Here is a 26,642-nt window from a genome sequence, read left to right on the forward strand (position 1 = left end):
TATTAATCTTCATTTCTAAAGGCTATCCTCATGTACAAGGCAGATTCTATACGCGTTACGCACCCGTTCGCCGGTCGTCATCTGTAGCAAGCTACAATGTTACCCCTCGACTTGCATGTGTTAAGCCTGCCGCTAGCGTTCATCCTGAGCCAGGATCAAACTCTTCATTGTATATTTTAAATAATATTAATGAATAAGTTTCAAAAGAATTTGTTTAACGAAGTTAAACATGGTTATTCTACTCTTTGTTTACGCTGTCAATTTCAATATTTTCAATGAACGTGTCGAGTCGACACTCRCAAGTATTTTCAACTTGATTATCTTCTCAGACTTCTTGTAGAAATGTTAGATTCGAACTAACTGATTTTGTTACCAAATCATTCCAAAATTTCTCTGATCGTTTTCGCTTTCTTAAAGCGGTTGCAAATCTATAAACTTTTTAAAAACTGACAAAACTTTTTTTGAAGTTTTTTTTAGTTTATTTTCGCGATGTTTTTAATGAACTTCCGAGTTTTAAACGGACTGCAAAGATACTTTCTTTCTTTTGATTTAAACAAGTTATTTGCAACTTATTTTTAATCTTTTCTTGATGATATCTTAACAATGTTTTTAATGAACTTTTACTAATCTTAAACTTGCGTTTTTCCCTTAGCGGGTGCAAATATAGATCCCTTTTTTAACATGACAATGCTTTATTTTATGTTTTTTTTGACGCTTTTTACTTCGTGTTGTTTTTTAGATAGTTAGCTGTTTTTTATTTTATATAATCATCTTTAAATAGTTTTGCGCGAGGGATTGAACGACCTGTTTGAGCTCTTTTTGCTTGGTAAAACTAAAAAGCGAGAAGTGAAAGCCCGACAATTTTTGCGAAAAATTGTCGCGCCATAAAAATAACAAACTTATATTGTATTAAAAACGCTTTTGCAATACCTTTGCTTTTTGAAAATTTCCACTTGTAAGGAAATTAAACGTAACATATATACAATGATTAAAATTACATTACCAGACGGAAGCGTCAGAGAGTTTGAAGTAAACAGCACACCAATGGATGTTGCTAAAGGTATAAGTGAAGGTTTTGCTAGAAATGTTATTTCAGCAAACTTTAATGGTACAACTATCGAAACTACCACCCCGCTTACCAGCGATGGCTCTTTAATACTATATACTTTTAACGATGAAGGCGGGAAAAAAGCTTTCTGGCATTCATCGGCACACGTATTAGCGCAAGCTATCTTAACATTTCATCCGAATGCTAAATTAACTATTGGTCCTGCTATTGATAATGGGTTTTATTATGACATTGATTTAGGAGAAAAGACAATTTCTGAAAAAGACTTTTCAGAAATTGAAAAGAAATTTTTAGAATTAGCCCGCGGTAAACATGAATTTAAACTTCGATCAATTTCTAAAGCTGATGCTTTAGCTTATTATAAAGAAGAAGGAAATGAATATAAAGTTGAATTAATTGAAAATTTGACTGACGGAGAAATTACTTTTTGTGATCATAGCGATTTCACTGATTTATGTAGAGGTGGTCATGTACCACATACTGGCATTATAAAAGCTATAAAAGTGATGAATGTTGCTGGGGCTTACTGGAGAGGTGATGAAAAAAACAATCAGTTAACTCGTATATATGGTATTTCTTTTCCTAAGCAAAAAATGCTTACTGAGTATTTAGAGTTATTGGAAGAGGCTAAAAAACGCGATCACAGAAAACTTGGTAAAGAGCTAGAACTTTTTACTTTTTCTCAAAGAGTTGGACAAGGGCTACCATTATGGTTGCCGAAAGGAGCTGCTTTACGTAGCCGTTTAGAAGACTTTTTAAAAGCTGCTCAAAAAAAAGCAGGATATGAAATGGTGATGACGCCACATATTGGACAGAAAGAACTATATGTTACCTCTGGACATTATGCTAAATATGGTGAAGATAGTTTTCAACCGATAAGAACTCCGAAAATGGATGAAGAGTTTTTATTAAAACCTATGAACTGTCCGCACCACTGTGAAGTTTACAACTTTAAACCACACTCTTATAAAGATTTACCAAAGCGTTTTGCTGAATTTGGTACTGTTTACAGATATGAACAAAGTGGAGAACTACATGGACTAACTCGTGTAAGAGGTTTTACACAAGATGATGCACATATTTTTTGTACTCCTGAACAATTAGATGAAGAGTTCAAAAACGTTATTGATTTAGTACTATATGTTTTTGGATCTTTAGGATTTAAGGATTTTACTGCACAAGTATCTGTAAGGGATCCTGAAAATCCTGACAAATATATTGGAGCTGTTGAAAACTGGGAAAAAGCTGAGCAAGCAATTATAAATGCATCAAAAGACAAAGGTTTAGATTTTGTTATTGAAGAAGGTGAAGCTGCTTTTTACGGACCAAAGTTAGACTTTATGGTAAAAGATGCCTTAGGAAGAAGTTGGCAACTTGGAACCATTCAAGTAGATTACAATTTACCAGAGCGTTTTGACTTAAATTATAAAGGAAGTGACAACGAATTACACCGACCAGTAATGATTCACCGCGCACCTTTTGGATCAATGGAACGATTTATCGCTGTTTTATTAGAGCATACAGGAGGTAATTTTCCGCTTTGGTTAACTCCGGAGCAGGTTATTATACTGCCAATCAGTGAGAAATATCAAAAATATACTAAAAAAGTTTTAACTTTGTTAGAAAATTCCGAAATTCGCGCCCTCGTGGACAACCGAAGTGAAAAAACAGGAAGGAAGATTCGTGATGCCGAAGTTAACAAAATACCATTCATGGTTATTGTTGGTGAAAAGGAAGAACAAGACGGCACGGTATCTGTAAGAAAACACGGAGAAGGAGACATAGGAACTTTTTCAATTGAAGAATTTGTATCTTTGATTCAAAAAGAAGTAAGTAAAGTACTGGTTCCTTTTGGAAACTAAAAATAGATAATAATTTTAAATTCATAAGTTATAGCAATTAGAAGAAGAGGCGGACGTAGACCGCTCAGAGTAATCAAAGAAGATCAACATAGAATTAATGAAAAAATTAGATATGTTGATGAAGTTCGTCTTGTAGGCGAAAACATTGAGATAGGTGTTTATCCTTTGGAAAAAGCCAAAGAAATAGCACGCGAACAAGAACTAGATTTAGTTGAAATTTCACCTAAAGCTGTTCCTCCTGTTTGTAAAGTTATTGATTATAAAAAGTTTTTATACGAACAAAAGAAACGTGATAAAGCTTTAAAATCAAAAGCTACTAAAGTTACCGTAAAAGAAATTCGTTTTGGACCACAAACTGATGAGCATGATTATGAATTTAAAAAGAAACATGCTATTAAGTTTTTACAGGACGGTGCTAAATTAAAAGCATTTGTTTTCTTTAAAGGACGTTCGATTGTCTTTAAAGAGCAAGGGCAGATTTTACTATTAAAATTAGCACAAGAATTAGAAGACTATGGTAAAGTAGAACAAATGCCTAAGTTAGAAGGAAAACGTATGATTATGTTTATTGCTCCTAAAAAGAGTAAATAATAAAATCATTCACAATATATAAGCAAGATAAACTAAAGAACAAAGATGCCTAAAATCAAAACAAAGTCTAGTGCCAAAAAACGTTTCAAGTTAACAGGTTCTGGAAAGATCAAAAGAAAGCATGCGTTTAAGAGTCACATCTTAACAAAGAAGTCTAAAAAACGTAAGCTAGCTTTAACACACGCAACATTAGTACACAAGTCTGATGAAGCAAACATTAAGCAACAACTAGTTTTAAAATAATCGTTAAAACTAATTTGTTAGCCAGGGAATTTAATTATTAACCATGGAGTTAGGCTCAATAAAGTATTGATTAATTTCAATCGCCTACTACAAAAAACATTTGAATTATGCCAAGATCAGTAAATTCAGTAGCCTCAAGAAGAAGAAGAAAAAAAATCTTGAAGGCAGCAAAAGGTTACTTTGGAAGACGTAAAAACGTTTACACAGTAGCAAAAAATGCGGTAGAAAAAGCGATGACATATGCGTATCGTGACCGTAAAAACAATAAGAGAAACTTCCGTTCATTATGGATTCAGCGTATTAACGCAGGAGCTCGTCAGTTTGGAATGTCTTACTCTCAGTTTATGGGGAAAGTAAAAGCTAATAATATCGAATTAAACCGTAAGGTTTTAGCCGATTTAGCTATGAACAACCCAGAAGCTTTTAAGGCCATTGTAGAAAAAGTAAAATAAGTTTCATAACCTTGCTTATACTAAAAACCCAAACTTAAACGTTTGGGTTTTTTTAAACCAATTAGTTATCAATACATATATAATATTCTTACCTATGAAAATTTTAAGAATCCTATTACTAGCATTTTTAGTGCAAAATATCTCTGCTCAAAACCGTTTATCGAAAACAGAAGTAGAAGCGTTACCAAATACAATAGAAAACCAGTTTACTAAAATTTATAGATTATCTAATAACTGGCAAGAATACAAAATGATTAAGCGTACGCATTTTACGAGTTTTCAAAAAAATATACTTGATAGCATTTCTACTATAAAAAAAGATATTGTAACAAAGCAGCTTAAAATAGACGAACAGTTAAAAAACGCAACTCTTTTAAAAAATGAAATTATTACTTTAAAAGACAGCCTTGCTACTTCAATAAAAAAAGAAGATGCGTTTTCTTTTTTAGGAACATTCTTAGATAAAAACACCTATAACACAATTCTTTGGAGTATTATTTGCGCGTTATTAGCTGGACTTGCTTTTTTTATTTTTAAGTTTAAAAGTAGCTATTTTGTAATTAAGGAAACAAAAAATGCCTTGACAGATGTTGAAGATGAACTTGAACAATACAAAAGAAATGCTATTGATAAAGAACAAAAATTAAGACGACAATTACAAGATGAAATTAATAAACAACGTGGTGTTAATTAATTTTTACAACAAAATAAAAACAACAAATCCTGAGTTTTAGCTCAGGATTTGTTGTTTTTATAGATAAGCTAATTTTATGACAACCCTGAAATTACTCCATGACTATCAATACTCATATTCTCTGAAGCTGGAGTTGCTGGTAAGCCAGGCATGCGCATCATTTTTCCTAAAATAGGAATTACAAATTGTGCTCCCGCTGCAATTTCAATTTCACGAACATTAATTGTAAATCCTTCTGGTCTCCCTATCAATTTATCATCATCAGAAAAAGATTTTTGAGTTTTTGCCATACAAACTGCAAAATCATTAAACCCTAATCTATCAATTCTACGTAAATTTAATGCTGCTTTTTTATCATAAGTAACAGCATCGGCTCCATAAATTTCTTTTGCAATCTTTTCTATTTTATCTTTCACTGGGCTTTTCCAATCGTACAAAGGTTTAAATTGTGTTGCTTTATTTTCAACCACATTAACTACAGCTTTTGCAAGATTTTTAGTTCCTTCGCCACCTTTTGCCCATCCTTCAGAAACGACAGCTTCGACACCTAGCTTTTTACACGCATCAATTACAAAACTTACTTCTTCGTCTGAATCAGAAATAAATGAGTTAATTGCAACTACTGGCTCAATATTAAACTTACGAATATTCTCAATATGTTTTTCTATATTTTTGAATCCGTCTTGAACTTTCACCAAACTAGGTGTATTGTACTCCTCTTTCTTTGCTCCACCATGGTGACGTAATGCTCTTATTGTTGCCACTAATACAACACACTTTGGATTTAATCCTGCGTATGCAGATTTAATATTTAAAAACTTTTCAGCACCTAAATCTGCACCGAAACCTGCTTCAGTAACCACATAATTAGATAATGATAATCCCATTTTGGTTGCAATAATCGTATTTGTTCCTTGTGCTATATTAGCAAATGGACCTCCATGAATAATAGCAGGGTTTCCCTCTAGGGTTTGTACTAAATTTGGTTTAATTGCATCTTTTAATAAAATAGCCATGGCATCTTGAGCCTTTAAATCGGCAGCAAAAACTGGTTTTTTATCAAAAGTAAATCCTATAAAAATATTTCCTAATCGTTTTTTTAAATCATCAAAATTTATCGCCATACAAAGTATTGCCATTACTTCGGATGCTGGTGTGATGTTAAATCCATCCTCACGAGGAATACCATTTGCTGTTCCTCCTAGCCCAATAGTTATTTGGCGTAACGCACGATCATTCATATCAATAACGCGTTTCCATAAAATAGTACGTGGGTCAATATTTAAATTACCTACCTTACTTTGTAAATTATTATCTATTAATGCAGATAAAAGATTGTTTGCTTTTTCGATGGCGTTAAAATCTCCTGTAAAATGCAAGTTAATATCTTCCATTGGTACTACTTGAGAATAACCTCCACCAGCTGCTCCTCCTTTAATACCAAACACTGGTCCTAAAGATGGTTCACGCAAAACAACTGTAGCTTGCTTATTAATTTTATTTAATCCTTCGGTTAAACCAATAGAAACTGTTGTTTTTCCTTCGCCAGCTGGGGTTGGTGTTAAGGCAGTTACTAAAACTAAATTATTATTATTAATTTTTTTATCATCAATTAAATTTAGTGGCAATTTAGCTTTGTATTTACCATACATTTCTAAATCATCTTCTTGTACTTGCAACTTATTTGCTATGTACTTAATATGTTGTAAATCTTTTGCTTGAGCTATCTCAATATCGGTTAAATGCGCCATAGCGAATTGTATAATTTTATGTGATTATTTATGCTTTAAAAAACAAGTAAATATACATAATACAATCCTTATAAAAACTGATAATTGTTAGCATTTTTTAACTAAACATAGCGTAAACAGATAAATATGATAAAAGAATTGGCAAATCTTTTTTGAAATACTATATTTGCACGTTTTAAAAAAGAACTCGAATTAAATTATTATAGATGCAAAACAAAGGTCTTATTAAATTATTTGCTGTCCTTTTCGGATTAGTAAGTTTATACCAATTGTCGTTTACATTTTTTGCTAACAAAGTAGAAGACAACGCAAAAGTATATGCGAAAGAAAACGTTAAAGATAACAACGGTAGAGCGTTAGCTAAATTCGAGAGAAAATATCTTGATAGTGTAGCTAATAATGAAGTAGTAAATTTAGGTGTTTCTAAGTACACTTATAACGACATTAAGGAGCGTGAAATGAACCTTGGTTTAGACTTAAAAGGTGGTATCAACGCAATTTTACAAGTGTCTGTTAAGGATATTTTAGTTGCTTTAGCAAACGATTCAAACAACACAGTTTTTAGAAAAGCTTTAGCAAATGCGAATGAAGCTCAAAAGGCTAGTCAAGATAATTACTTAGATTTATTTTTTAATGAATTTGAAACGTTAAGTAACGGAAGCGTTAAATTAAGTGACCCTGCAATATTCGGAACAAAATCTTTACGTGAAAAAATCGATTTTAATAAAACGAATGCTGAAGTAAAAGAAGTTCTTCAAGAAGAAATTAATACCTCTATCAATACCTCTTTTGAAGTATTACGTAGTCGTATTGATAAATTTGGGGTAACACAACCAAGTATACAACGTATAGGTACTTCTGGTAGAATTCAAATTGAATTAGCAGGAGCCAAAGATATTGAGCGTGTTACTAAATTAATTACAAGTACTGCTGAATTACAATTTTGGGAAGTATATACAAATGCTGAAATTCAAAACTTTTTCTTTGCTGCAAATGCAAAGGTTGCTGAGTTATTAAAAGATGATTCAACTACTAAGGTTGCCAAAGATTCAACGAAAGCTGATGATATTGATGATTTATTAGGAGAAACTGCTGATTCGACAAAAGTTGAAAACCAAAAAAACTTATTTACCTACTTATTTCCAAACGTAGCTCAAAACCAACAGCAAATGAGCTCTTTAGTTGCACAAGCTAAAGTGCAAGATACAGCTAAGGTAAATAGCTTATTAGCTAATAAGAGTGTAAGAGCTTTATTACCTGCAAATTTAAAATATGTTAAGTTTTTATGGGATTATAAAGCACAAACTGGAGCTGATGGATCTGCTGAAATTATTGGTTTATATGCAATAAAATCTAACAGAAATGACAAAGCTGCCATTGATGGTGATGTAATTGCAGATGCAAAACAAGATTTCAATGAAGTAAGCAAGCCTGTTGTTTCTATGTCAATGAATGGTGTAGGATCTAAAAAATGGGCTAAATTAACTGGTGATAACACTGGTCGTTTTGTGGCTGTTGTATTAGATGACTATGTATATACCGCACCATCTGTTCCTGGAGCAATTACAGGAGGTCAAACTCAAATTTCTGGAGGATCAATGACTGTTGAAGAAGCACAAGATATTGCTACAGTATTAAAAGCCGGTAAATTACCTGCTCCTGCAAGAATTATTCAAATGGAAGTTGTTGGACCATCATTAGGTCAAGAATCTATTGACGCAAGTATTTGGTCATTCGGGTTGGCAATTTTCTTAATATTAATTTGGATGGTTTTATACTACGGTAAAGCAGGTTTATTCTCAAACATTGCACTTTTAGTAAACATCTTATTCATATTCGGATGGTTAGTATCGTTTAATGCAGTATTAACATTACCTGGTATTGCTGGTATTATCTTAACAATAGGTATGTCGGTAGATGCGAACGTAATTATTTTTGAAAGAATTAAAGAAGCCTTAAGAGGTGGTAAAGATTTAAATACCGCTGTTAGTGAAGGATTTAGTTTTAAAGGAGCTTTATCAGCAATTATCGATGCAAACATTACTACTTTCTTAACAGGACTTATCTTATTTGTTTTTGGTACAGGACCAATTAAAGGTTTTGCTTATACCTTAATGCTAGGTATTGCAACTTCTTTATTTACAGCTATTTTTATTACTCGTTTATTTATAGATAGTACAGTTAACAAAGGAACAAACTTAACATTTAATACAAAAATTTCTAAAAACTGGTTTAACAACATTAATATCGAGTTTTTAAAGAAGCGTAAATTAGCTTACATTATTTCAGGATTCTTTATCCTAGTTGGATTAATATCTATCTTTACTTTAGGATTAAAACAAGGAGTTGATTTTAAAGGAGGACGTTCATACGTTGTTCGTTTTGATCAGGCAATGAATGCAACTGAAGTTGCCTCTTCTTTACAAGGTGCTTTTGAAGCTGCTCCTGAAGTTAAAACCTATGGTTCTGATCATCAATTAAAAATTACTACTACTTTTAAAATTGATGAAGAAGGTACTGAGGTTGACGAACAAGTTCAGAATGCTTTATATACTGGATTAAAATCATATTTAGGTACTACTTCTTACGAAGATTTTAAACCAGGGTTTGAAAAAGTTGGTAGCGGAATTATGAGCTACATGAAAGTAGAACCTACTATTGCTGATGATATTAAAAAATCTGCATTATGGGCAGTAATCGGATCATTACTTGTAGTATTCTTATACATTTTATTGCGTTTTAGAAAAATGTCATACTCTATTGGTGCAGTATCAGCAGTATTTCACGATGTATTGGTAGTATTAGGAGTGTTTTCTATCTGTTACAAATTCATGCCTTTTGATATGGAAATCGGGCAATCATTTATCGCAGCCATCTTAACAGTTGTTGGATACTCACTAAATGATACCGTGGTAATTTTTGATAGAATTAGAGAATATGCTGATAACAGCAACTCTTTAACTGCTGGTTTAGTAGACAAAGCTTTAAGTAGTACTTTAGGAAGAACAATTAATACCTCTTTAACTACTTTATTAGTAATGTTAGCAATCTTCTTCTTTGGAGGAGACAGTATTAAAGGATTTATGTTCGCGCTAATCGTAGGGGTAGTTGTAGGTACCTACTCTTCATTATTCGTAGCAACACCAATTATGTTTGATTCTTCTAAAAAAGAAGAGAAAAAATAAAACTATAATATATTTTACAAAAACCGTTTTGAATAATATTCAAAACGGTTTTTTCATTTACAATCAAGCAACTATCTTTGCAGTCTGATGAAAATTACAAAACTACACGATTTATATTTTAAGGAATTCATTTCAACAAATGAACTTTCTGATATTATTAAAAGATTAGCGCAACAAGTAAAAAAAGATTTACCGAAAGATGAAGTTCCATTATTTGTAGGAATTTTAAACGGATGCTTTGTTTTTACTGCCGATTTTTTACGAGAATATAAAGGTGATTGCGAAATTAGTTTTGTAAAATTAGCATCTTACGAAGGAACAACATCAACCGAAAAAGTAAAAAAACTCATCGGTATTAATGAAGATTTAACAAACCGAACAGTTGTTATTTTAGAAGACATTATTGACACAGGTGCTACTTTACAAGATATTTACGAAATATTCAAAACAAAAAATATAAAAGAACTAAAAATAGTTACTCTTTTTTACAAACCAGATGTATATCGTAAAGAACTACACATAAATTATATCGGAAAAAGTATTGAAGATAAATTTATCGTCGGTTACGGATTGGATTACAACGGTTATGGTAGAAATTTACCCGCTATTTACCAACTAACAACACAACCCAAAATGACAAATATTGTATTATTTGGCCCTCCTGGTGCCGGAAAAGGAACACAAGCCGATTTATTAAAAGAAAAATATAATTTAGTACACATTTCTACAGGAGATGTTTTCCGTTTTAATATTAAAAACGAAACTGAATTAGGTTTATTAGCAAAAACATATATGGATGACGGTAATTTAGTACCTGATGAAGTAACTATTAATATGTTAAAGGCTGAAGTAGAACGAAATGCAGGTGCAAACGGATTTATTTTTGATGGTTTTCCAAGAACTGAATCACAAGCCAAAGCTTTAGATGCTTTTTTAGCTGAAAAAAATGAACGTATTAACGGAATGGTTGCTTTAGAAGTTTCTGAAGACTTATTAGTTGAACGCTTACTGGAAAGAGGAAAAACAAGTGGAAGAACTGATGATACTGATGAAGGTAAAATTAGAAACCGTTTTAACGAGTACAATACTAAAACAGCTGTTTTAAAAGATTTTTACCAAGAACAAGGTAATTATTACGGAGTAAACGGAGTAGGCTCTATAGAGGAGATTACACAACGTTTATCAGCCGTGTTTGATACATTATAATTTACATAAAGAGAAAACACTAGCTCTTTAAATATTTAAAAAAAATGACTGAAGGAAATTTTGTTGACTATATAAAAATCTACGCATCATCTGGTAAAGGTGGTCGAGGATCTGTACACTTACATCGTGAAAAATTTATTACCAAAGGTGGTCCTGATGGAGGTGATGGTGGTCGTGGAGGTCACATTATTTTACGAGGTGATAAAAGTATGTGGACACTTTTTCACTTAAAATTTAAACGTCATTTTAGAGCAGAATCTGGTGGCGATGGAAGTGCAAGCCGTAGTACTGGGCACGATGCGAAAGATATTATCGTACCAGTACCGTTAGGAACTATTATTCGTGATGCTGACACTGATGAAATTTTATATGAAGTTACACATCATGACCAAGACATTATTTTGTTAGAAGGAGGTAAAGGTGGTCGTGGTAACTGGCATTTTAAATCATCAACAAACCAAGCACCTCGATATGCACAACCTGGTGTTGATGGTGTAGATGGATGGTTTCGTATTGAACTAAAAATTTTAGCAGATGTTGGTTTAGTTGGCTTTCCAAATGCAGGAAAATCTACTTTATTATCTGTAATTACCGCAGCTAAACCTAAAATTGCAGATTATGCTTTTACAACACTTAAACCAAACTTAGGTATTGTGGAACACCGTAATCATCAAAGTTTTGTGGTTGCTGATATTCCTGGAATTATAGAAGGTGCTGCCGAAGGTAAAGGTTTAGGTCATTACTTTTTACGACATATTGAGCGTAACTCTACCTTATTATTTTTAATTCCTGCTGATAGTGATGATATTCAAAAAGAATATGAAATTCTGTTAAATGAACTTCGCAAACACAATCCTGAATTGTTAGACAAAGATCGTTTGTTAGCCATCTCTAAAGCTGATATGCTAGATGATGAGTTAAAAGAAGAAATTAAAAAAGAATTACCTGAAGGTATCGAAACTTTATTTATATCATCTGTAGCTCAATTAGGATTACAAGAATTAAAAGATAAATTATGGAGCATGTTAAACTAACATATTACATGAAATAAACAAAAAAGCAACCTCAAATGAGGTTGCTTTTTTGTTTATTTTTATTTTTTTGTTATTAAATAATAAACGTATATGTTTAAGTACTTTAAACTAAAAAAGTTGTTTTCATTAATTAGACACGCTACTAAATGATCAAAAAGGTTAGAAAAAATTTGGATTATATTTTTCTTTATCTATCTCTAATAATTATTACATCAGTAATATTTTATTTATTTTTTAATTGTAAAATTATTGACGGAACAGATAAAATACTTGCTGCTCTAATTCCATTACTTGCCTTAATAGTAGGTGTTTTTCAAATCTTATTAAATCAAATTAATCAAAAAAAGAATAAGCTTTTTGAGCTTAGATACCAAGAGCTTCAAAACCAAATAACATTATTACAAAAAATCACTAATTTGATTAGTGAGAATATGACAAATTATTCAATTACCAATATTCATGGGTTAGTAAGTCAACTAATCAATCTTCTTAATGAGTTTATAAATTTCAATCGATTTCAAAAGGAATTCTTATTCAAAGGTATTACTCATAAAGAATCTGCAAAAAAATTAAAAGACATTTTACGGAAAATTCTAGAAAGAACTGATGAATTCAGAAAACAAATTGACGATAATAACAAAAATGAGTCTCCAAATATTAAATTACATAAAATTAAATGGCACAATGATATTAAAAGCTATTTAAAAGAACTAGATGAAAAGAACATCACTTATGACTACCTCAATGAATTAAAAAGTTTTCTAGAAGTACCATAATAATCTCTTATAAAAAACAAAAGCGCCCTCTGGGACGCTTTTGTTTTAATCCATATTCCATATCTTTTCAAAAATTTCTTCAAAAGCTATGTTTGGATCTTCATTAAAGCTTTTTTCAATATACAAATTCATTAGCTCTACTCTATCTACAGCACTTGGATGTGTAAATATTTCTGGCCCTAATAAAGATTGAACTACTTCTAAATTTTGTTTTAATTCTTCTCCTAAAGTTTTCTCTTTGGTTAGCATTAAATGTATGGCAATTAAATCTGCCAAATACTCAGCTTTCTTATAATCATTTGTTTTAATTCCAGAAGGTATTTGCGAACCTAATTCAAACTTTTGTGCTTGATTAAGTGTTACAATATGACCTATTTCATGAGATAACACATAAACTTTTATATACTCTTTATCATAATCTACTAATCCTTGACTTACTTCTATATAACCGTCTGCTGCTCCAGCATTAATAGAACTATCTTCTTTATCTATTCTAAAATCATTAGGTATCCCTATATCTTTATATGCACTAAATAGAGGTTTTATTCTTTCTTGATACAATTTATTTAGTTGCTCTTCATTTGTCAACTCTATAGTTATATCTTCGTTTTTTGTAGCACTTGTTTTACAGCCAATTAGTAAAATAGTTATTAATAATATGGTTAATCTTTTCATAATAATAAATTTGCATAAAAAAAACACCCCTAAAATAAATTTTAAGAGTGCTTAACTAGGGGAAACATCAATTAATTCAAATATGTATATGTTACATTAGTATTAATGAACCCAAATACTACATATGAAGCAGTTAAAGGATACCCGTCTGTATTATATGTATAAACTACAGGTGTATCAGTTGAAAAACTACCTTGTACAGGGTTATTTACATTAACCTCTGATAGGCCAACTCCTACATTAATTTTAGCATAAGATGAAGGATATAAACCTTTAAATGGGTTATTTTTGTTGTCGTAGTTATTCTCTAATGTTTCTGCCCCAATTGTTGTTGTTTTAACATTTCCTGAAGCATCATAAGTATAACTTGTATTTGTTACTCTATCATTCTCTTTGTTTATTCTTTCTTTTTTTTCTAATCTTTTATCATCATTATAAGTGTAAGAAAATGTGTAAGACTCAGTACCTTCATCGGTCTGTTTAGCACTTATTATTAAACCTTCATCATTATATGTATATATAACACTTTGTGTATCTGATTCTCTTTTTATTATTTGATTTTTATCATTGTAAACATAGGTATATGTTGTGGTAGATCCTCCTGCTTCTTCTGAATAAGATTTCATAAAATTAGAAACATCATCATAAGTATAAGTCGTTTTACTTTCGCTAAAATCGTCTTTAAAATGATAAGTTGCTATCTGTGAACCACTACCCACTTCTCCACGAATATTTATGGTTACGTTATATACTTTATCTGTACCATTTTCGGCAGTAACAACAAAAGGCATTTCTTGTCCATCTACAAAACTTACAGCTTGCCCTGACGCAGGAACAATTGTAGCATTTTCAGATATCGTTATATTCGTAACCAAATCTGAAATGTTCGTTTTATAAGGAACACTAATAGTAATATTATTTCCTAAGTTATAAATAACATCATCTTCATTTAAGCCTTCAAAATTAATTTTGAAACTTGTAATACTATTTAACGATGATTGAGATACGTTATCTTTATCATCACTAGAACAACCTATTATTATAAGTGCTATAATTAAAGATAAAAAAGGGAAAACTTTTTTCATAATGTATATATTTAATTTGTTAATTTTTGAGTGTCAATTATTTTAATCCGTTTGACACTTACCGGAGTTATATTTTAAAAATTGGGATTATTTATTTTAGCATCATTAGGAAATTGTATTACGTACCGATCATCATTTTGTTGTAATGTATAATTTGTACCTTCATACCATTTAATTATTTTTGGCTGCAAGGTTCTTTTTAAATCATTCCAACGATGTCCTTCAATTGCCAACTCACGCGCTCTTTCTTCTAATAATTCTTTGTAAAAATCTTCTTTATTTAAAGAGTTTATGAATGTTATATATGTAGCCATCTTAGACGGGGTATATCTATTTTCAGCTACTTTTAACAACTCTAATTTTGCTAAAGCTAATTCATTGTTTTGTAGATAAGCTTCTGATAAATTAAAATATAATTCAGCAACTCTAAAAGTTGACTTATACTTTAAATTTGCTGTTTTGGCTGGTCTATAAACGCTTCCGTCTTTCTTAAAGTACAAATTAAACCTTAAGTCATTTGTTCGATCATATTTATTTAATAGTTGATCTGAAACTGCAGCATTACTTGCTATATCAAACGATGATACTTGATCTAATGCTAAAATAGATTCTACAGAACTAAACTCTGATGGCATAATTGAATCATCTATATTTAAATCTTGTATTGTATTTTTTATAGCAAGTGCCTCTTTACTTGCGATGATAGCTTTTTGCCATTCTTTTTTATATAAATACACTTTCGATTCTAAGCTTTTTAATGCAATCTTTGAAAATCTATAGTTTAAACCAGTAGCTTGTTGTTCAATATTTAAACGTGCTTCAGCATTAGAAAGATCATTTAAAATCTGTACATAAACTTCCTCAATTGATTGAATATCATATTTTTGATCTAAGTTATATTCAGTCACTATAGGAATACCATTATCACTGTTAGCAGAAGTAGTACTATATGCTTTTGCATATAAATTAACTAACTGAAAATATTGTAGTGCTCGTAATGCATAAGCCTCTCCTACCAACTGGTTAACAGCTGTTACGTCACCAGTAATTTCAGTTTCTTTTTCAATTACATGATTTGCATGAAAAATTATTTTATAGAAACTAGCGTATGAAAAAGGAGTTGTTAATGGTGAGGTGTTTGTATCATTCCATAAGTAAATATCTTCATATTGCGATGATCCTGGAGAGCTTTTACTCAACTGTAATTCATCAGCTCTATATGTTGTTAAAATATGATTATTTTTTTTGGTTCCGTAAGCTGTAGTTAAAAAACTTCTATAATCTTCTACTGATTTAGGTATTACTTGACCAACTGGCTCAATATCTAAATAATCATCGCATGAAACTAGCGTAATTATTGTTACAAATAATATGTATATGTATTTTTTCATCTTTATATGTATTTTTTAAAAAGAAAGATTAAATCCGAAAGAAATAATTTTTGGTATTGGTTGTGAATATGAACTACCAAAAGTTTCTGGGTCAAAATATCCGTCATAATCTGTTCCGAAAACAAATAGATTTCTCCCTTCAAGGTTAAAACTTAACCTTGAAACATTCATACTTTCTAGATATTTACTTGGCACACTATATCCAAACTTTATACTATTAACTCTTATGTATGATATTTTATCTATCCATATATCTAAGTCTCTGAATGTATTACCTGTATCATATGTGTGATACCAATTATACACTAAGTCTGTTTCAAACCCAGGAGTTGTACTACCAATCAATGCAGGGTAATTTCCTGTACCTGCTTTTAAAATTTCTTTATTATAATTATAAGTAGGACTTACTTGTGTAGGATGGTATGTTGGTGTTCTTTTTACAGTTTGATTTATATTAAAATTAGTTGCTATGCTTAGACTAAAATCTTTGTATTGAAACTTATTAATAAAACCTCCACTAAATTCAGGATCTGCATTACCTACATAAGTATATAAATTTCTATGCTCTTCTCTTGTTAATTGATTTCCATCAACCCCTTCTGATAAGTTATAAAAATCTACCGCTGTTACTTTATTACCATCTTTCCAAAATAATGGCAACCCATTGCTATCTAAACCTGCTGTTTTTATAGCGAAAACTCCGTTAACTCCATATCCTAATAAAGAAGGTTTAAAATCGTTCTCTTTTATTTGAATTTTCTCTACTCTATTCTTATTGTGTGATATATTAAAACTTGTACTCCACTTAAAATCATCATTTACTATATTTTTAGTATTAATAGCCAACTCAACACCTTTATTACTTAATGTTGCCCAATTTGTGTTAATAAAATTGAAACCAGATTCTAGAGGTATTGCTTGTAATCCAATTAAATCAGAACTTTTACGATAATAATAATCTGCTGATACATATACTCTATTATTAAACAAACCTAAGTCAAACCCTACATTTGATGAGATTGTTTTTTCCCAACGTAAATCTTTATTAGGAGCAGATATTACATTAATTCCTTGTTCAGAATTTCCTGGTAAAATAGTAACATCTTTATACTCTCCAACCACAAAAGGAGATGTTGATTTATCTATGTTTCCTTGTACACCATATGAACCTCTTATTTTAAAGTCTTTTATTGCCTCTATATCAAAAAAGCTTTCTTTAGCGACATTCCAAGAACCTGCAACTGACCATAAAGGTAAGTATCTAAACTCTGGGTTTACTCCAAATAAGTTTGAACCATCATATCGTAAGCTTCCAAATATTGTATATTTTCTATCGTAAGTATACGAAGCTGTTCCAAAGAAAGATGCATATGCATTTTCGTTAATTGTTTTTTTGTAAGGATTAAACAATTCATTTTCTAAAGCTCTTTCATCTGTTATTGGTATGGTTCTTAAAGTATTGCTGTTAAAACCAAACCCTTTTGTATGAATTTCTGTACGCTTGTCTTCTCTAAACTCGGTACCTAGCATCACATCAACTTCATGAATATTATTTATAGAAGTGTTGTAATTTAAAGTAGTTTTCCAATTGTATTGAAAAGCATCACTATTCCAATTTTGATTTATACCTCCTTGTGGCATAAAAAAAGCGTCGTTCCCATCTTCATCTTGATATCTAGACCCAAATCTGTATTTTCTAGTATAGTAACTGTTTTTACCTCCAAACTTTTCAGTTTGATCAAAATCGAACTGCATACCTAACTGCGTGTACAATCTTAAAGTCTTATCAAATTTATATGTAAGGTCAATTATTGGTTTAATAGAATACGCTGTAAGCTCTTGATTTGTATTCTGTCTTTCTTCTAAAGGATTATAATTTAAATTTAAATCTGACCTTTCAATTAAATCTGGATCATAATTATAACTACCATCAGTATTATATGGTGTAAAATAAGGGTTTACTCTTCTTGAATAATTTGCTGGGTTTGTGTATGCATCAATCCCTGTAATATATGATGTGCTTTTATTTCTACTTGCAAAAACTGATACTCCAATATTTAGCTTATCATTTACATCATAGTCATTTTTAAAAGTAAGGTTATACCTATTTAATCCAGTTCCTTTTGTTGTTCCTTCTTCATCAAAATACCCTAAAGAAAAATAATACCTTGATTTTTCACTTCCTCCTGAAAGTGTTAACCCATATTGTTGATTTATTGCTGCTTGATACAATTCATTACCCCAATTAGTATTTTTATTTCTTAAATTATTAATAGCATTTTGGGCTAATGGGTTTATACTTGAAAAACCATTGTTTTGAAAGTTATCATATTCTCCGAAAGCTTGTAAAATACGAGACACTCCACCTCTTTCGCTTTGATATACTAAATCTGACCTACTTGCTAAACCTAATTCAAAGTCTACTTTTTCAGAAGCATTCATTAGGTTTAATTTATCAAAATTAGGTCTTAAAGTTAAAAAAGAACTTGCGTTAAAATTAATTCTCATTTCGCCTTTTTTACCTTTTTTTGTAGTAATTACAATTACTCCATTAGCTGCTCTAGCTCCATAAATAGATGTTGCTGAAGCATCTTTTAAAACTGTAATTTCTTCTATATCATCAGGATTTATACCTGCTATAGGGTACGATCTTAAGTTATCAATATTATCTTTATCTGTAAAATCTTTAGGTATATCATTTCCTTGTAAAGGAATTCCATCTAAAACCCACAAAGGATCTGAAGAACCATTTAAGGTTGAAGTACCTCTAATTTGAATTTTTGCTGGAGCTCCAGGTGCGCCACTAGTTGGTTGAACAAGTACTCCTGAAATTTCTCCAGAAAGCATTTGATCAATATTAGCCGTACCAGCACGTTTAACATCATCTGTTTTTATTTTAACATAAGAGGAAGTCACTTTTCTTTCTTCAATCTTTTGATATCCTGTTACAATTACTTCTCCTAAAATTTCTTCCTTTTCTTCTAAAGAAATTATGAGGTTTTTACTCTTATTCTCAACATTAATTTTTTGAGTTTCAAAACCCATATATGATATTATAATGTATTTTATATCTTTTGATCCCTTAAAAGAAAAGTTTCCATCAAAATCAGTTGTCGAACCTATCATTGAAGCTCGAATAATACCATCTATATTGGTTTTACTACCAATCATTTTTGTTGATGCATAAACCGAAACACCCGGTAAAGGATCCATTCTTGACGCATCTATAATTGTACCACTAATTGTTTTCGTTTTTTGTGCAAAAACAGAAAGTGAGATAAAAAATAGTATGTAAAATATTTTTTTGTTCATAATTATTAGTTATTCAGGTTATATTCAATTCTAGCTATCATATCATTATAATGGTTTTTTGTAGCTACATTTCCTTTCTTTCTTTTCTTTTTCAATAATTTTAAGATTCTTTCTAACTCTGCTCTTTTATTTGAACCCGCATCTGACACTCTGGGTATGTAAGTAAAGTGTACATTTTTAAAGTTCTTATGTTCGTTTGTTAATGTTGTTTGTTTTGTTTTCTTTAATAATATGTTTCTATCAACAGTTAATACGTCTACATAATTTTTTTGAGTCATACGATCAAACATGTCTAGAATTTCATTCTTAATTGTTTTTTTAAAAACAGCTTTAAAAAGTTTATTAAATAAATATTCTTCTGTAAAAACTTTTTTATTGTCAGGCGTTAACACTTTGTTTTCAGCAATTCTCATTAATCTATCTGTTTCAATAAGACGATAAATCATGTTTGTTTGATAGGCTCGATGCATTGAGACCGGAGAGTAAAATCGTTCACCATCTGGTGCATCTCTAACAGGGTATACTTTATGAATTAAATCTGGGGTAAACAGCCATTTTTGTGGTAAAATCGCTTTATTTATTATATACTCTAATGATTTTTTTTGAACCTGTACAGGAACTGGCACAAAGGTGTTTTTATTATCACCATAAATAGTATTGTTGATATAAATTCCTCCGATATTTGCCATAACGTGATTATTGTATAATACCCACTGATCTATTACTGCTTTATATAACTTAGATGCTCTATAATAATCTTCTCCTTCCTCCTTTGTCCATGTTAAAATATTAGGAACAATTCTTTGTAAGTTTTTTAATCCGTACTCACTTGCTTTTACTGCATCATCACCTAAATCTTCACTTTGCGACCTTGGGTCTATAACCTTTCTTTGTTGTGGGCCATAAAAATATAATGGATCATTTTCATGTTTTCTTATCCACTGGTTTAGTATTGGTAATTCTTCATGAGCTGTTTTTCCTTCTAACCAACGGTACCCCCAATTAATAGCATACTTATCATACACTCCAATTTTCGGACTAATTTCGGTTACATTATCACCTGGTTGAGCTACATAATTATAACGAGCATAATCCATTATAGATGGTGCAGTCCCTCCCATTTTCTTAGTAAAATTAGCTGATCTTAATGAATCTACGGGGTAGCTAAATGATGCTCCCATGTTATGTTTTAATCCAAAAGTGTGCCCTACTTCATGAGACGATACAAATTTAATAGACTCCCCCATTATTTCATCTGAAAAAACATTAGCTCTTGCTTTAGGGTTTATAGGCCCTGTTTGAACACGAATCCATTGGTGTAGACCTTTCATTAAATTATGCCACCAAATGATATCTGACTCTAAAATTTCTCCACTTCTAGGATCTACTATTGAAGGTCCCATTGCATTTTGTCTTTCTGATGCCACGTAAGTAATTACAGAATAACGAACATCGTCAATGTCAAAATCTTTATCCTGTTTCGTAACTTGTTTAACAACTACTGCGTTTTTAAAACCAGCCTGTTCGAAAGCTTTATTCCAATCATAAACTCCATTTTCAATATATGATATCCATTTTTTTGGCGTTGCAGGATCTATATAATATACTATTTGTTTTTTAGGAATTACTAATTCTCCTTTTTTATATCTTTCGATATCTTCTTTTTTGGGTTCAAGCCTCCAGCGTGTAATTAATTCACGATGCTCTACTTCGTGTTGACTATCAGAATAATAGTCCATCGGTTTACTAAAGTAACCTATTCGTTTATCACCAAAACGCGGCTTCATTATATTAGTTGGCAACAAAACTATATTGGTAGTCACACCTACTGATAAAGATAACGCTGCACTTTTCCCTTCAGATACAGAAGTTGTTAAAAGAGATTTTACTACTATATTTTTAGAAAAAGTTTTTACGCTCTCAATCTTTGATAGTTTTGTTTTAACACTACCACCTAAACCTATATTTGACAATAAATCATTAAAACTTTTGTCGTTCCCGTCAAAAACTCTATTTACTTTAATTAAAGCCGATGTTTTCTTTTCGTTTTCTGACTCAATTTTAAATCCCTCTATAATAGATTCTCCAAAATTATCATGTACTGAAAGTGTAATTGTATTATTTTTTGGAGAAGTTACTCTTGGGTTAATTGTTTTTACCCAAACCTTATTTAATACTGTATCTTTATAAAACCTAATTAATTTAGTTTCATAAGCCATACCTTTATTTAATCCGTGTCCGTTTAGTGCATAAGGAACTTGAGAAACTTTATTGACAATTAAAAAGTCTTTTGATAATAACGAATCTGGAATCTCAAAATAGATATCTTCTTTTAATCTATAAACGTTAAACAATCCTTCTTTCTTACTTCCTTCTTTTTGTAATTTCTTGTACGAAACCTTGCTAGTACTTTTAATAGTATCTTTTTTCTCTTCTTTATTTTGTGCTATTACTACTGTAGTAGTAAAAAACACCAAGAATAAACCAAGTACTTTTAAATTAATGTTCTTCATTTGAGAATACCTCTTCATAAATTATTTTGATTAACAAGAAACCAAATGTAGAACTGAAGATGCTTTTTAAAAACTAAATGAGAGTGAAATAACTTTTTAAAGGAGTGAGTTTTATTATTTTGACAATAAAGGAAGATAACATTTAAATTTACCCCAAACAATCTCTGTTTTAAATGAATTTACATTATAAAATGCATAAAAATTATTCAAATAACTTAAACCGACACTGTAGCTTGCTTCTTTCTCGCCTTTTCTTGGATTATAATTGTTACTCACTATAATTATATCGTTTTCTATTAAAACCTCAACAAAAAGAGGGTTCTTTTTTGTTATCTCATTATGTTTAATAGCATTTTCTACTAATGTTTCTAATGCTAGAAATGGAATTCTCTTCAATAATGCTTTACCCTCTTCACTATTATCTACAATACTTAAGTTTATACTATTATTAAATCTGATTTTTTGCAAAAAGAAATATTGCTTTAAAAAATCTAGCTCTTCTTTAACAGTAGTAAAATTAGCCTCTCTTTCTTTTAATAAGTACCTATAAACTTCAGATAATTTTAGTACAAACTGCTGAGAGGTTGTTTTATCTAAACCTATTAGAGCATGTAAAGAATTTAACGTGTTGAATAAAAAATGGGGGTTTAACTTTTTTCGTAACTGACTTAACTGTAATCGAGCATTTTTTTGTTGATACTGTTCATTACTTATAGCCAATCGTTTTCTTTCTTGCTCGTACTGAAGCGTTTTTAAATACTGACTTCTTAGTTGACTTCGGGAAAAAGCGAGTATTAACAAAAAGGTTAGTAATGCTAATAAACTCATCCATAGTAAATATTGCTTTATATTGTTCACAGACTCTTTGATAAAAATATTTAAAGGAAAACTTGTTATTAAAATCAATTCCGAGTTACCTACCTGTATAACATCATAATAACGCATTACTTCTAAATTCAAATATTCAGAAGTTACAGCTACTTTAACTTGATTTTTCTTTTCATAATCTTGCTGTTCAAAGTTCTTGACAATCTGGCTCAACGAAACTTTATCAAAAAAAGAAGTCTCATATTTTCCTATATATCCTATTTCAGGATGTAGCATACAAACACCCTCTTTATTCGTTAAAGTAACATACCCTCCTTTACCACTATATTTTTGTGAAAAATAATCCCAATACTTCAATAGGTTAATATCATAACCAAAAACAACGAAAGTGCCATCTTGCAATTTATGTTTGATAACCTTTCGGTAGTATATTTTACCTCTTAAATTTAAAATTGTATCAAAAACTTGGTTTTTATCTTCAAGAGATTTCGCCTTTTCTAATACACTTTTATTAGCATCCATACTACCAAAAAAGTAAGAATCTAAAACTTTATTATCGTCTAGAAAGTAAACAAAACTAATATCTATATTTTCTTCAGAGAAAGCTAATTCACTATTAAAAAGTAATCTATTTTTTAGCTCACTTCTACCTAAGTCATCACTACTTTCTATAATTTTTTGAGTATCGATAATGAATTTATTAAATTCATTAAAATCAAATTGCAAAATACTTTCCTTTTCTTTTGCATATTGTTTTATAACAACCTCTATCAAGCTCTCAGCTTCTAAAGCTATTTTATTAGTTATTAATCTATATCCAATAAAAAACAATACGATTAACGATACACTTACTAAGAGATAATATTGATGCTTTCTTTTTTTTAACGGAAACTTCATAAAAACTAGTTATCCAACCACTTTTTAAATTCTTTTATTCTTTGAGCGCTCACTAAAAGCATTTCCTCTACATTTAAGTTTGGTTGTAATTCTATTTTTATACGATTGTTACTGTATTTTGATATGTTATTAATCGCTGAATGCTGTAAAATATATTTCCTATTAATTTTAAAAAAGTATTTTTCAGATAGTTCTTCTTCTAAGCTAGAAATTGTCCCGTCATAAAGGTAACTTTCGTTATCAAAAGTAAATAAGAACAAATACTTTCCTTGCGCCATAAAATAAGCTACATCTTCTCTTTTTATAGAAATAGACAAACTTCCTTTTGATACCAAAAAACGTTCTTTTTCTTTTTGATGCTGTATTTTGCTATTCATTTGTAATAATAATTGCTCTAGCTTATCAGTATACCCTTTATTTTCATTAAGGTTTATGTATTTTTCTATCGCTTTGTTAAGTAATTCTTCACTATATGGTTTTAATAAATAATCTATAGCAAAAAACTGAAAAGACTTGATTGCATACTCGTCAAAAGCTGTTGTAAAAATAATAGGTGTTGAGATTTTTAAATTCTCAAAAATTTCAAAACTATAACCATCACCAAGGTGAATGTCGCTTAAAATTAAATCACAAGTGTTTTCTTTAAGCCAAAGAATTGAATCTTCAACACTTTCCAATCGCTTTTTTACAGAAATTGAATGTGAACTTTTAAGCAATAAACTTTCTAAAGAAGAGGCAGCTAAATCTTCATCTTCAATAATAACTACATTCAATGTGTTCATTTTTAAATAAGGTTTTAAGGGATATGTTCAAAAGTATTAAATTATTTTAATACTATTAACGTCACTAATTATTTTATGAATAGATTAAAATATTCGCTTCGCTAGTACAAACTCCTTTTCCCAATACGATTCATTCATTGAAGATATAATAACCCCTTTTAAAGTTGTTGAATGGATAAAAAATATTTCACCACTCTCTATTGAAGTTATTAATCCAACATGATTTATTCGGCCTTTTAAACGAGCAATATCAAAAAAAAGCAAATCTCCTAATCTCACATCAACTAGCGGAATTTCTTTTCCTTTAGTACTTATTGCTTTTGATGAACGCGGTAATTTAATACCTATTTGTCTAAACGATGTGTTTACAAGCCCAGAACAATCCATTCCGTTTTTTGTTGTTCCTCCAGCCTTATAAGAAACATCTTTATATGAATTTGCTATCGCTAACAACTTCTTAATCTTTGTTTTTTCTGTAGCTACCTGCCCCTCTTTTTCACCTAATTCTTGATCATCTTGACTGATAAATTGAAAAGCGATAAACCCAATAATAATTAACAGTAAAATTTTGTTTTTATACATCTATCACAAAACTCTTTTCGCTTTTATAAACGCCCTACTCCAATAATTTTCATGTAGTGACGTAACAATAACTCCACGAGAACTTGTAGAGTGAATAAAACGAATATCTCCATTTTTAATAGAAGTAACCAAACCTACATGATTAACGCCTCGGCCTTTTCTAGATGTTTTAAAAAATAATAAATCACCACGTTGTACCTGTCGTAAAGAAATTACATAGCCTTTAGTGTACATATCACTTGATGTTCTAGGCAATTGAACTTTACGCTGCTTAAAAGAAGTATGAATTAAGCCAGAACAATCCATTCCTCTGTTTGTTATCCCTCCATATTTATAAGGCACACCTTTATATGTTACCGCCGTCCAAACAATTTTATCTGCTATGGTTGGTTTTCCTTTTGAAGGGGTTCTTTTTACTATAACTTTTTTTGGTTTTTTATATACTGTTACATTTTTTGATGCTCCACACGAAACCATCAAAAAAGAAAGCATTAAAATAAATAGTATCTTTTTCATCTTACTTTTATCAAATCGAGCGCAGTCGAAATTTAATTCTACGTATTCTATATATATCTCAACTGCGCTCGAGAAAATATACACTAACTTAGTCCACTCACAATTAACTTGGCTGTTTTTTCTGAAGCACCTTTACCTCCTAACTTTTGCTCTAAATCAAAATACTCCAAAAACAAATGTTCTCTTTGTTTTTCATCAAGAATCTTAGTTAATTCAGTTTTTAAATTTTCTTTTGTAAAGTCATCTTGGATCAATTCGGTTACAACTTCCTTATCCATAATTAAATTTACCAACGAAATATACTTAAGTGTAATAATTCGTTTTGCTATTTGATATGAAATATTGCTTCCTTTGTAACAAACAACTTGAGGCACTTTAAACAAGGCTGTTTCTAAAGTTGCGGTTCCTGATGCTACCAAAGCTGAATGTGAAATGCTTAATAAATCGTATGTTTTATTATTGATAAATTTCACATTTTTATCGCCGATAAATCCTTTATAAAATTCGTTAGTTTGACTTGGTGCTCCTGCTACTACAAACTGATAATTAGAAAAATCATTTACTAAAGATAACATTACCGACAACATTTTAGTAATTTCTTGTTTTCTGCTACCCGGTAATAAAGCTATAATTTCTTTATTTCCTAAACCATGTTTTTCTCTAAAAGTAGTTTCGTCTATTTGTTTTCTACCAGCTACTCCGTCAATTAACGGATGTCCAACAAAATTTACGTCGTAATCATATTTTTTATAAAACGCTTTTTCAAAAGGAAGAATTACAAACATTTGATCTACGTCGCGTTTAATATCCTTTACCCTACCGGCTCTACTAGCCCAAACTTGGGGCGAAATATAATAATTGGTTTTAAAATTATGTTTTTTTGCCCATTTAGCTATCCGAAGATTAAACCCAGAGTTATCAATAAAAACAAGTACATCAGGATTAAATTGAGCAATATCTTTTTTACAAAAAGATAGCATTCCTAGTACTTTGGGTAAATTCATTAATACCTCAACAAATCCCATAAAAGCCCTTTCCTTGTAGTGCTTTACAAGTGTTCCGCCAACTTGTTGCATTAAATCGCCTCCCCAAAAACGAATTTCTGCTTTTGAATCTTCTCTTAACAAAGCTTTCATCAAGTTAGCACCATGCAAATCACCAGAAGCTTCTCCTACAAGAATATAATATTTCATGAAAA

20 protein-coding genes and 1 rRNA gene are annotated in these 26,642 nt (G+C 30.5%); 9 read left to right on the forward strand and 12 right to left on the reverse strand.

All coding sequences use genetic code 11. The features are described 5' to 3' along the window. Positions 1 to 171, reverse strand: a 16S ribosomal RNA gene (locus BA195_RS00005); the annotation flags it as partial. An 813-nt stretch (positions 172 to 984) separates the two neighbouring features. On the opposite strand from BA195_RS00005, the gene thrS reads away from it, so the two are divergent. The 5 genes from thrS to BA195_RS00030 all read left to right on the forward strand — a co-directional run bounded on the left by thrS (position 985) and on the right by BA195_RS00030 (position 4,911). Further along, the gene (thrS, locus tag BA195_RS00010) at positions 985 to 2,931 is read left to right on the forward strand and encodes a threonine--tRNA ligase (RefSeq protein ID WP_068703840.1); all 1,947 of its coding nucleotides are present in this window, start codon (positions 985 to 987) and stop codon (positions 2,929 to 2,931) included. A 72-nt stretch (positions 2,932 to 3,003) separates the two neighbouring features. After that, positions 3,004 to 3,522 carry a translation initiation factor IF-3 gene (infC, locus tag BA195_RS00015; protein ID WP_084442970.1) on the forward strand — a complete coding sequence of 173 codons (519 nt, stop codon included), beginning with the start codon at positions 3,004 to 3,006 and terminating at the stop codon, positions 3,520 to 3,522. Positions 3,523 to 3,567: 45 nt separating this feature from the next. Continuing rightward, positions 3,568 to 3,765, forward strand: a complete 198-nt coding sequence (gene rpmI / locus BA195_RS00020) for a 50S ribosomal protein L35 (protein ID WP_028891165.1) — start codon at positions 3,568 to 3,570, stop codon at positions 3,763 to 3,765. A 107-nt stretch (positions 3,766 to 3,872) separates the two neighbouring features. Further along, the gene (gene rplT / locus BA195_RS00025; protein WP_068701169.1) at positions 3,873 to 4,217 is read left to right on the forward strand and encodes a 50S ribosomal protein L20; all 345 of its coding nucleotides are present in this window, start codon (positions 3,873 to 3,875) and stop codon (positions 4,215 to 4,217) included. A 94-nt stretch (positions 4,218 to 4,311) separates the two neighbouring features. Continuing rightward, complete coding sequence (locus BA195_RS00030) at positions 4,312 to 4,911, forward strand: hypothetical protein (protein WP_068701171.1); 600 nt, start codon at positions 4,312 to 4,314, stop codon at positions 4,909 to 4,911. Between the two features lie 74 nt (positions 4,912 to 4,985). Here the strand turns inward: BA195_RS00030 and BA195_RS00035 are convergent, their stop codons facing one another. Further along, the gene (locus BA195_RS00035; RefSeq protein WP_068701173.1) at positions 4,986 to 6,662 is read right to left on the reverse strand and encodes a formate--tetrahydrofolate ligase; all 1,677 of its coding nucleotides are present in this window, start codon (positions 6,660 to 6,662) and stop codon (positions 4,986 to 4,988) included. Between the two features lie 206 nt (positions 6,663 to 6,868). On the opposite strand from BA195_RS00035, the gene secDF reads away from it, so the two are divergent. The 4 genes from secDF (at position 6,869) to BA195_RS00055 (ending at position 12,863) form a co-directional block, all read left to right on the forward strand. Then, positions 6,869 to 9,847, forward strand: coding sequence for a protein translocase subunit SecDF (gene secDF / locus BA195_RS00040; protein ID WP_068701175.1), 2,979 nt, complete (start codon positions 6,869 to 6,871; stop codon positions 9,845 to 9,847). An 87-nt stretch (positions 9,848 to 9,934) separates the two neighbouring features. Next, positions 9,935 to 11,053, forward strand: a complete 1,119-nt coding sequence (locus BA195_RS14125) for an adenylate kinase (RefSeq protein WP_084442972.1) — start codon at positions 9,935 to 9,937, stop codon at positions 11,051 to 11,053. A 44-nt stretch (positions 11,054 to 11,097) separates the two neighbouring features. Next, entirely contained in the window at positions 11,098 to 12,087 is a 990-nt protein-coding gene (gene obgE / locus BA195_RS00050; RefSeq protein ID WP_068701177.1) for a GTPase ObgE, read from the forward strand. 146 nt (positions 12,088 to 12,233) lie between these two features. Further along, positions 12,234 to 12,863: a hypothetical protein gene (locus BA195_RS00055; RefSeq protein WP_068701179.1), complete on the forward strand. Its 630-nt coding sequence runs from the start codon at positions 12,234 to 12,236 to the stop codon at positions 12,861 to 12,863. A 45-nt stretch (positions 12,864 to 12,908) separates the two neighbouring features. On the opposite strand, the gene BA195_RS00060 is transcribed toward BA195_RS00055, so the two are convergent. From BA195_RS00060 to lpxB, 10 genes are all read right to left on the reverse strand, one after another. Beyond that, positions 12,909 to 13,538 carry a M48 family metalloprotease gene (locus BA195_RS00060; RefSeq protein ID WP_068701182.1) on the reverse strand — a complete coding sequence of 210 codons (630 nt, stop codon included), beginning with the start codon at positions 13,536 to 13,538 and terminating at the stop codon, positions 12,909 to 12,911. A 71-nt stretch (positions 13,539 to 13,609) separates the two neighbouring features. Next, positions 13,610 to 14,623 (reverse strand): hypothetical protein, encoded by a 1,014-nt coding sequence (locus BA195_RS00065; protein ID WP_068701184.1) that lies wholly within the window; start codon positions 14,621 to 14,623, stop codon positions 13,610 to 13,612. Between the two features lie 74 nt (positions 14,624 to 14,697). After that, entirely contained in the window at positions 14,698 to 16,014 is a 1,317-nt protein-coding gene (locus BA195_RS00070; RefSeq protein ID WP_068701186.1) for a RagB/SusD family nutrient uptake outer membrane protein, read from the reverse strand. 15 nt (positions 16,015 to 16,029) lie between these two features. Beyond that, positions 16,030 to 19,326 carry a SusC/RagA family TonB-linked outer membrane protein gene (locus BA195_RS00075; protein ID WP_068701188.1) on the reverse strand — a complete coding sequence of 1,099 codons (3,297 nt, stop codon included), beginning with the start codon at positions 19,324 to 19,326 and terminating at the stop codon, positions 16,030 to 16,032. 5 nt (positions 19,327 to 19,331) lie between these two features. Next, complete coding sequence (locus BA195_RS00080; RefSeq protein ID WP_245662300.1) at positions 19,332 to 21,839, reverse strand: zinc-dependent metalloprotease; 2,508 nt, start codon at positions 21,837 to 21,839, stop codon at positions 19,332 to 19,334. Between the two features lie 114 nt (positions 21,840 to 21,953). Then, a complete protein-coding gene (locus BA195_RS00085) occupies positions 21,954 to 23,564 on the reverse strand; it encodes a sensor histidine kinase (protein WP_068701192.1) in 1,611 nt (536 codons plus the stop codon). Between the two features lie 5 nt (positions 23,565 to 23,569). Beyond that, positions 23,570 to 24,346, reverse strand: a complete 777-nt coding sequence (locus BA195_RS00090) for a LytR/AlgR family response regulator transcription factor (RefSeq protein WP_245662301.1) — start codon at positions 24,344 to 24,346, stop codon at positions 23,570 to 23,572. Between the two features lie 84 nt (positions 24,347 to 24,430). Next, complete coding sequence (locus tag BA195_RS00095; RefSeq protein ID WP_068701194.1) at positions 24,431 to 24,928, reverse strand: C40 family peptidase; 498 nt, start codon at positions 24,926 to 24,928, stop codon at positions 24,431 to 24,433. 3 nt (positions 24,929 to 24,931) lie between these two features. Further along, positions 24,932 to 25,444 (reverse strand): C40 family peptidase, encoded by a 513-nt coding sequence (locus BA195_RS00100; protein ID WP_068701196.1) that lies wholly within the window; start codon positions 25,442 to 25,444, stop codon positions 24,932 to 24,934. Positions 25,445 to 25,527: 83 nt separating this feature from the next. Then, a complete protein-coding gene (gene lpxB / locus BA195_RS00105; RefSeq protein ID WP_068701198.1) occupies positions 25,528 to 26,637 on the reverse strand; it encodes a lipid-A-disaccharide synthase in 1,110 nt (369 codons plus the stop codon). Positions 26,638 to 26,642 lie beyond the last annotated feature (5 nt).

It is taken from the genome of Tenacibaculum soleae, from assembly GCF_001693415.1.
GTDB lineage: Bacteria > Bacteroidota > Bacteroidia > Flavobacteriales > Flavobacteriaceae > Polaribacter > Polaribacter soleae.

Excerpts from the sequence above, each read along its gene's own strand:
- thrS (WP_068703840.1), top strand. The coding sequence starts at position 985 with ATGATTAAAATTACATTACCAGACGGAAGCGTCAGAGAGTTTGAAGTA.
- rpmI (WP_028891165.1), top strand. The coding sequence starts at position 3,568 with ATGCCTAAAATCAAAACAAAGTCTAGTGCCAAAAAACGTTTCAAGTTA.
- rplT (WP_068701169.1), top strand. The coding sequence starts at position 3,873 with ATGCCAAGATCAGTAAATTCAGTAGCCTCAAGAAGAAGAAGAAAAAAA.
- BA195_RS00030 (WP_068701171.1), top strand. The coding sequence starts at position 4,312 with ATGAAAATTTTAAGAATCCTATTACTAGCATTTTTAGTGCAAAATATC.
- BA195_RS00035 (WP_068701173.1), bottom strand. The coding sequence starts at position 6,662 with ATGGCGCATTTAACCGATATTGAGATAGCTCAAGCAAAAGATTTACAA.
- secDF (WP_068701175.1), top strand. The coding sequence starts at position 6,869 with ATGCAAAACAAAGGTCTTATTAAATTATTTGCTGTCCTTTTCGGATTA.
- BA195_RS14125 (WP_084442972.1), top strand. The coding sequence starts at position 9,935 with ATGAAAATTACAAAACTACACGATTTATATTTTAAGGAATTCATTTCA.
- obgE (WP_068701177.1), top strand. The coding sequence starts at position 11,098 with ATGACTGAAGGAAATTTTGTTGACTATATAAAAATCTACGCATCATCT.
- BA195_RS00055 (WP_068701179.1), top strand. The coding sequence starts at position 12,234 with ATGATCAAAAAGGTTAGAAAAAATTTGGATTATATTTTTCTTTATCTA.
- BA195_RS00060 (WP_068701182.1), bottom strand. The coding sequence starts at position 13,538 with ATGAAAAGATTAACCATATTATTAATAACTATTTTACTAATTGGCTGT.
- BA195_RS00065 (WP_068701184.1), bottom strand. The coding sequence starts at position 14,623 with ATGAAAAAAGTTTTCCCTTTTTTATCTTTAATTATAGCACTTATAATA.
- BA195_RS00070 (WP_068701186.1), bottom strand. The coding sequence starts at position 16,014 with ATGAAAAAATACATATACATATTATTTGTAACAATAATTACGCTAGTT.
- BA195_RS00075 (WP_068701188.1), bottom strand. The coding sequence starts at position 19,326 with ATGAACAAAAAAATATTTTACATACTATTTTTTATCTCACTTTCTGTT.
- BA195_RS00080 (WP_245662300.1), bottom strand. The coding sequence starts at position 21,839 with ATGAAGAACATTAATTTAAAAGTACTTGGTTTATTCTTGGTGTTTTTT.
- BA195_RS00085 (WP_068701192.1), bottom strand. The coding sequence starts at position 23,564 with ATGAAGTTTCCGTTAAAAAAAAGAAAGCATCAATATTATCTCTTAGTA.
- BA195_RS00090 (WP_245662301.1), bottom strand. The coding sequence starts at position 24,346 with ATGAACACATTGAATGTAGTTATTATTGAAGATGAAGATTTAGCTGCC.
- BA195_RS00095 (WP_068701194.1), bottom strand. The coding sequence starts at position 24,928 with ATGTATAAAAACAAAATTTTACTGTTAATTATTATTGGGTTTATCGCT.
- BA195_RS00100 (WP_068701196.1), bottom strand. The coding sequence starts at position 25,444 with ATGAAAAAGATACTATTTATTTTAATGCTTTCTTTTTTGATGGTTTCG.
- lpxB (WP_068701198.1), bottom strand. The coding sequence starts at position 26,637 with ATGAAATATTATATTCTTGTAGGAGAAGCTTCTGGTGATTTGCATGGT.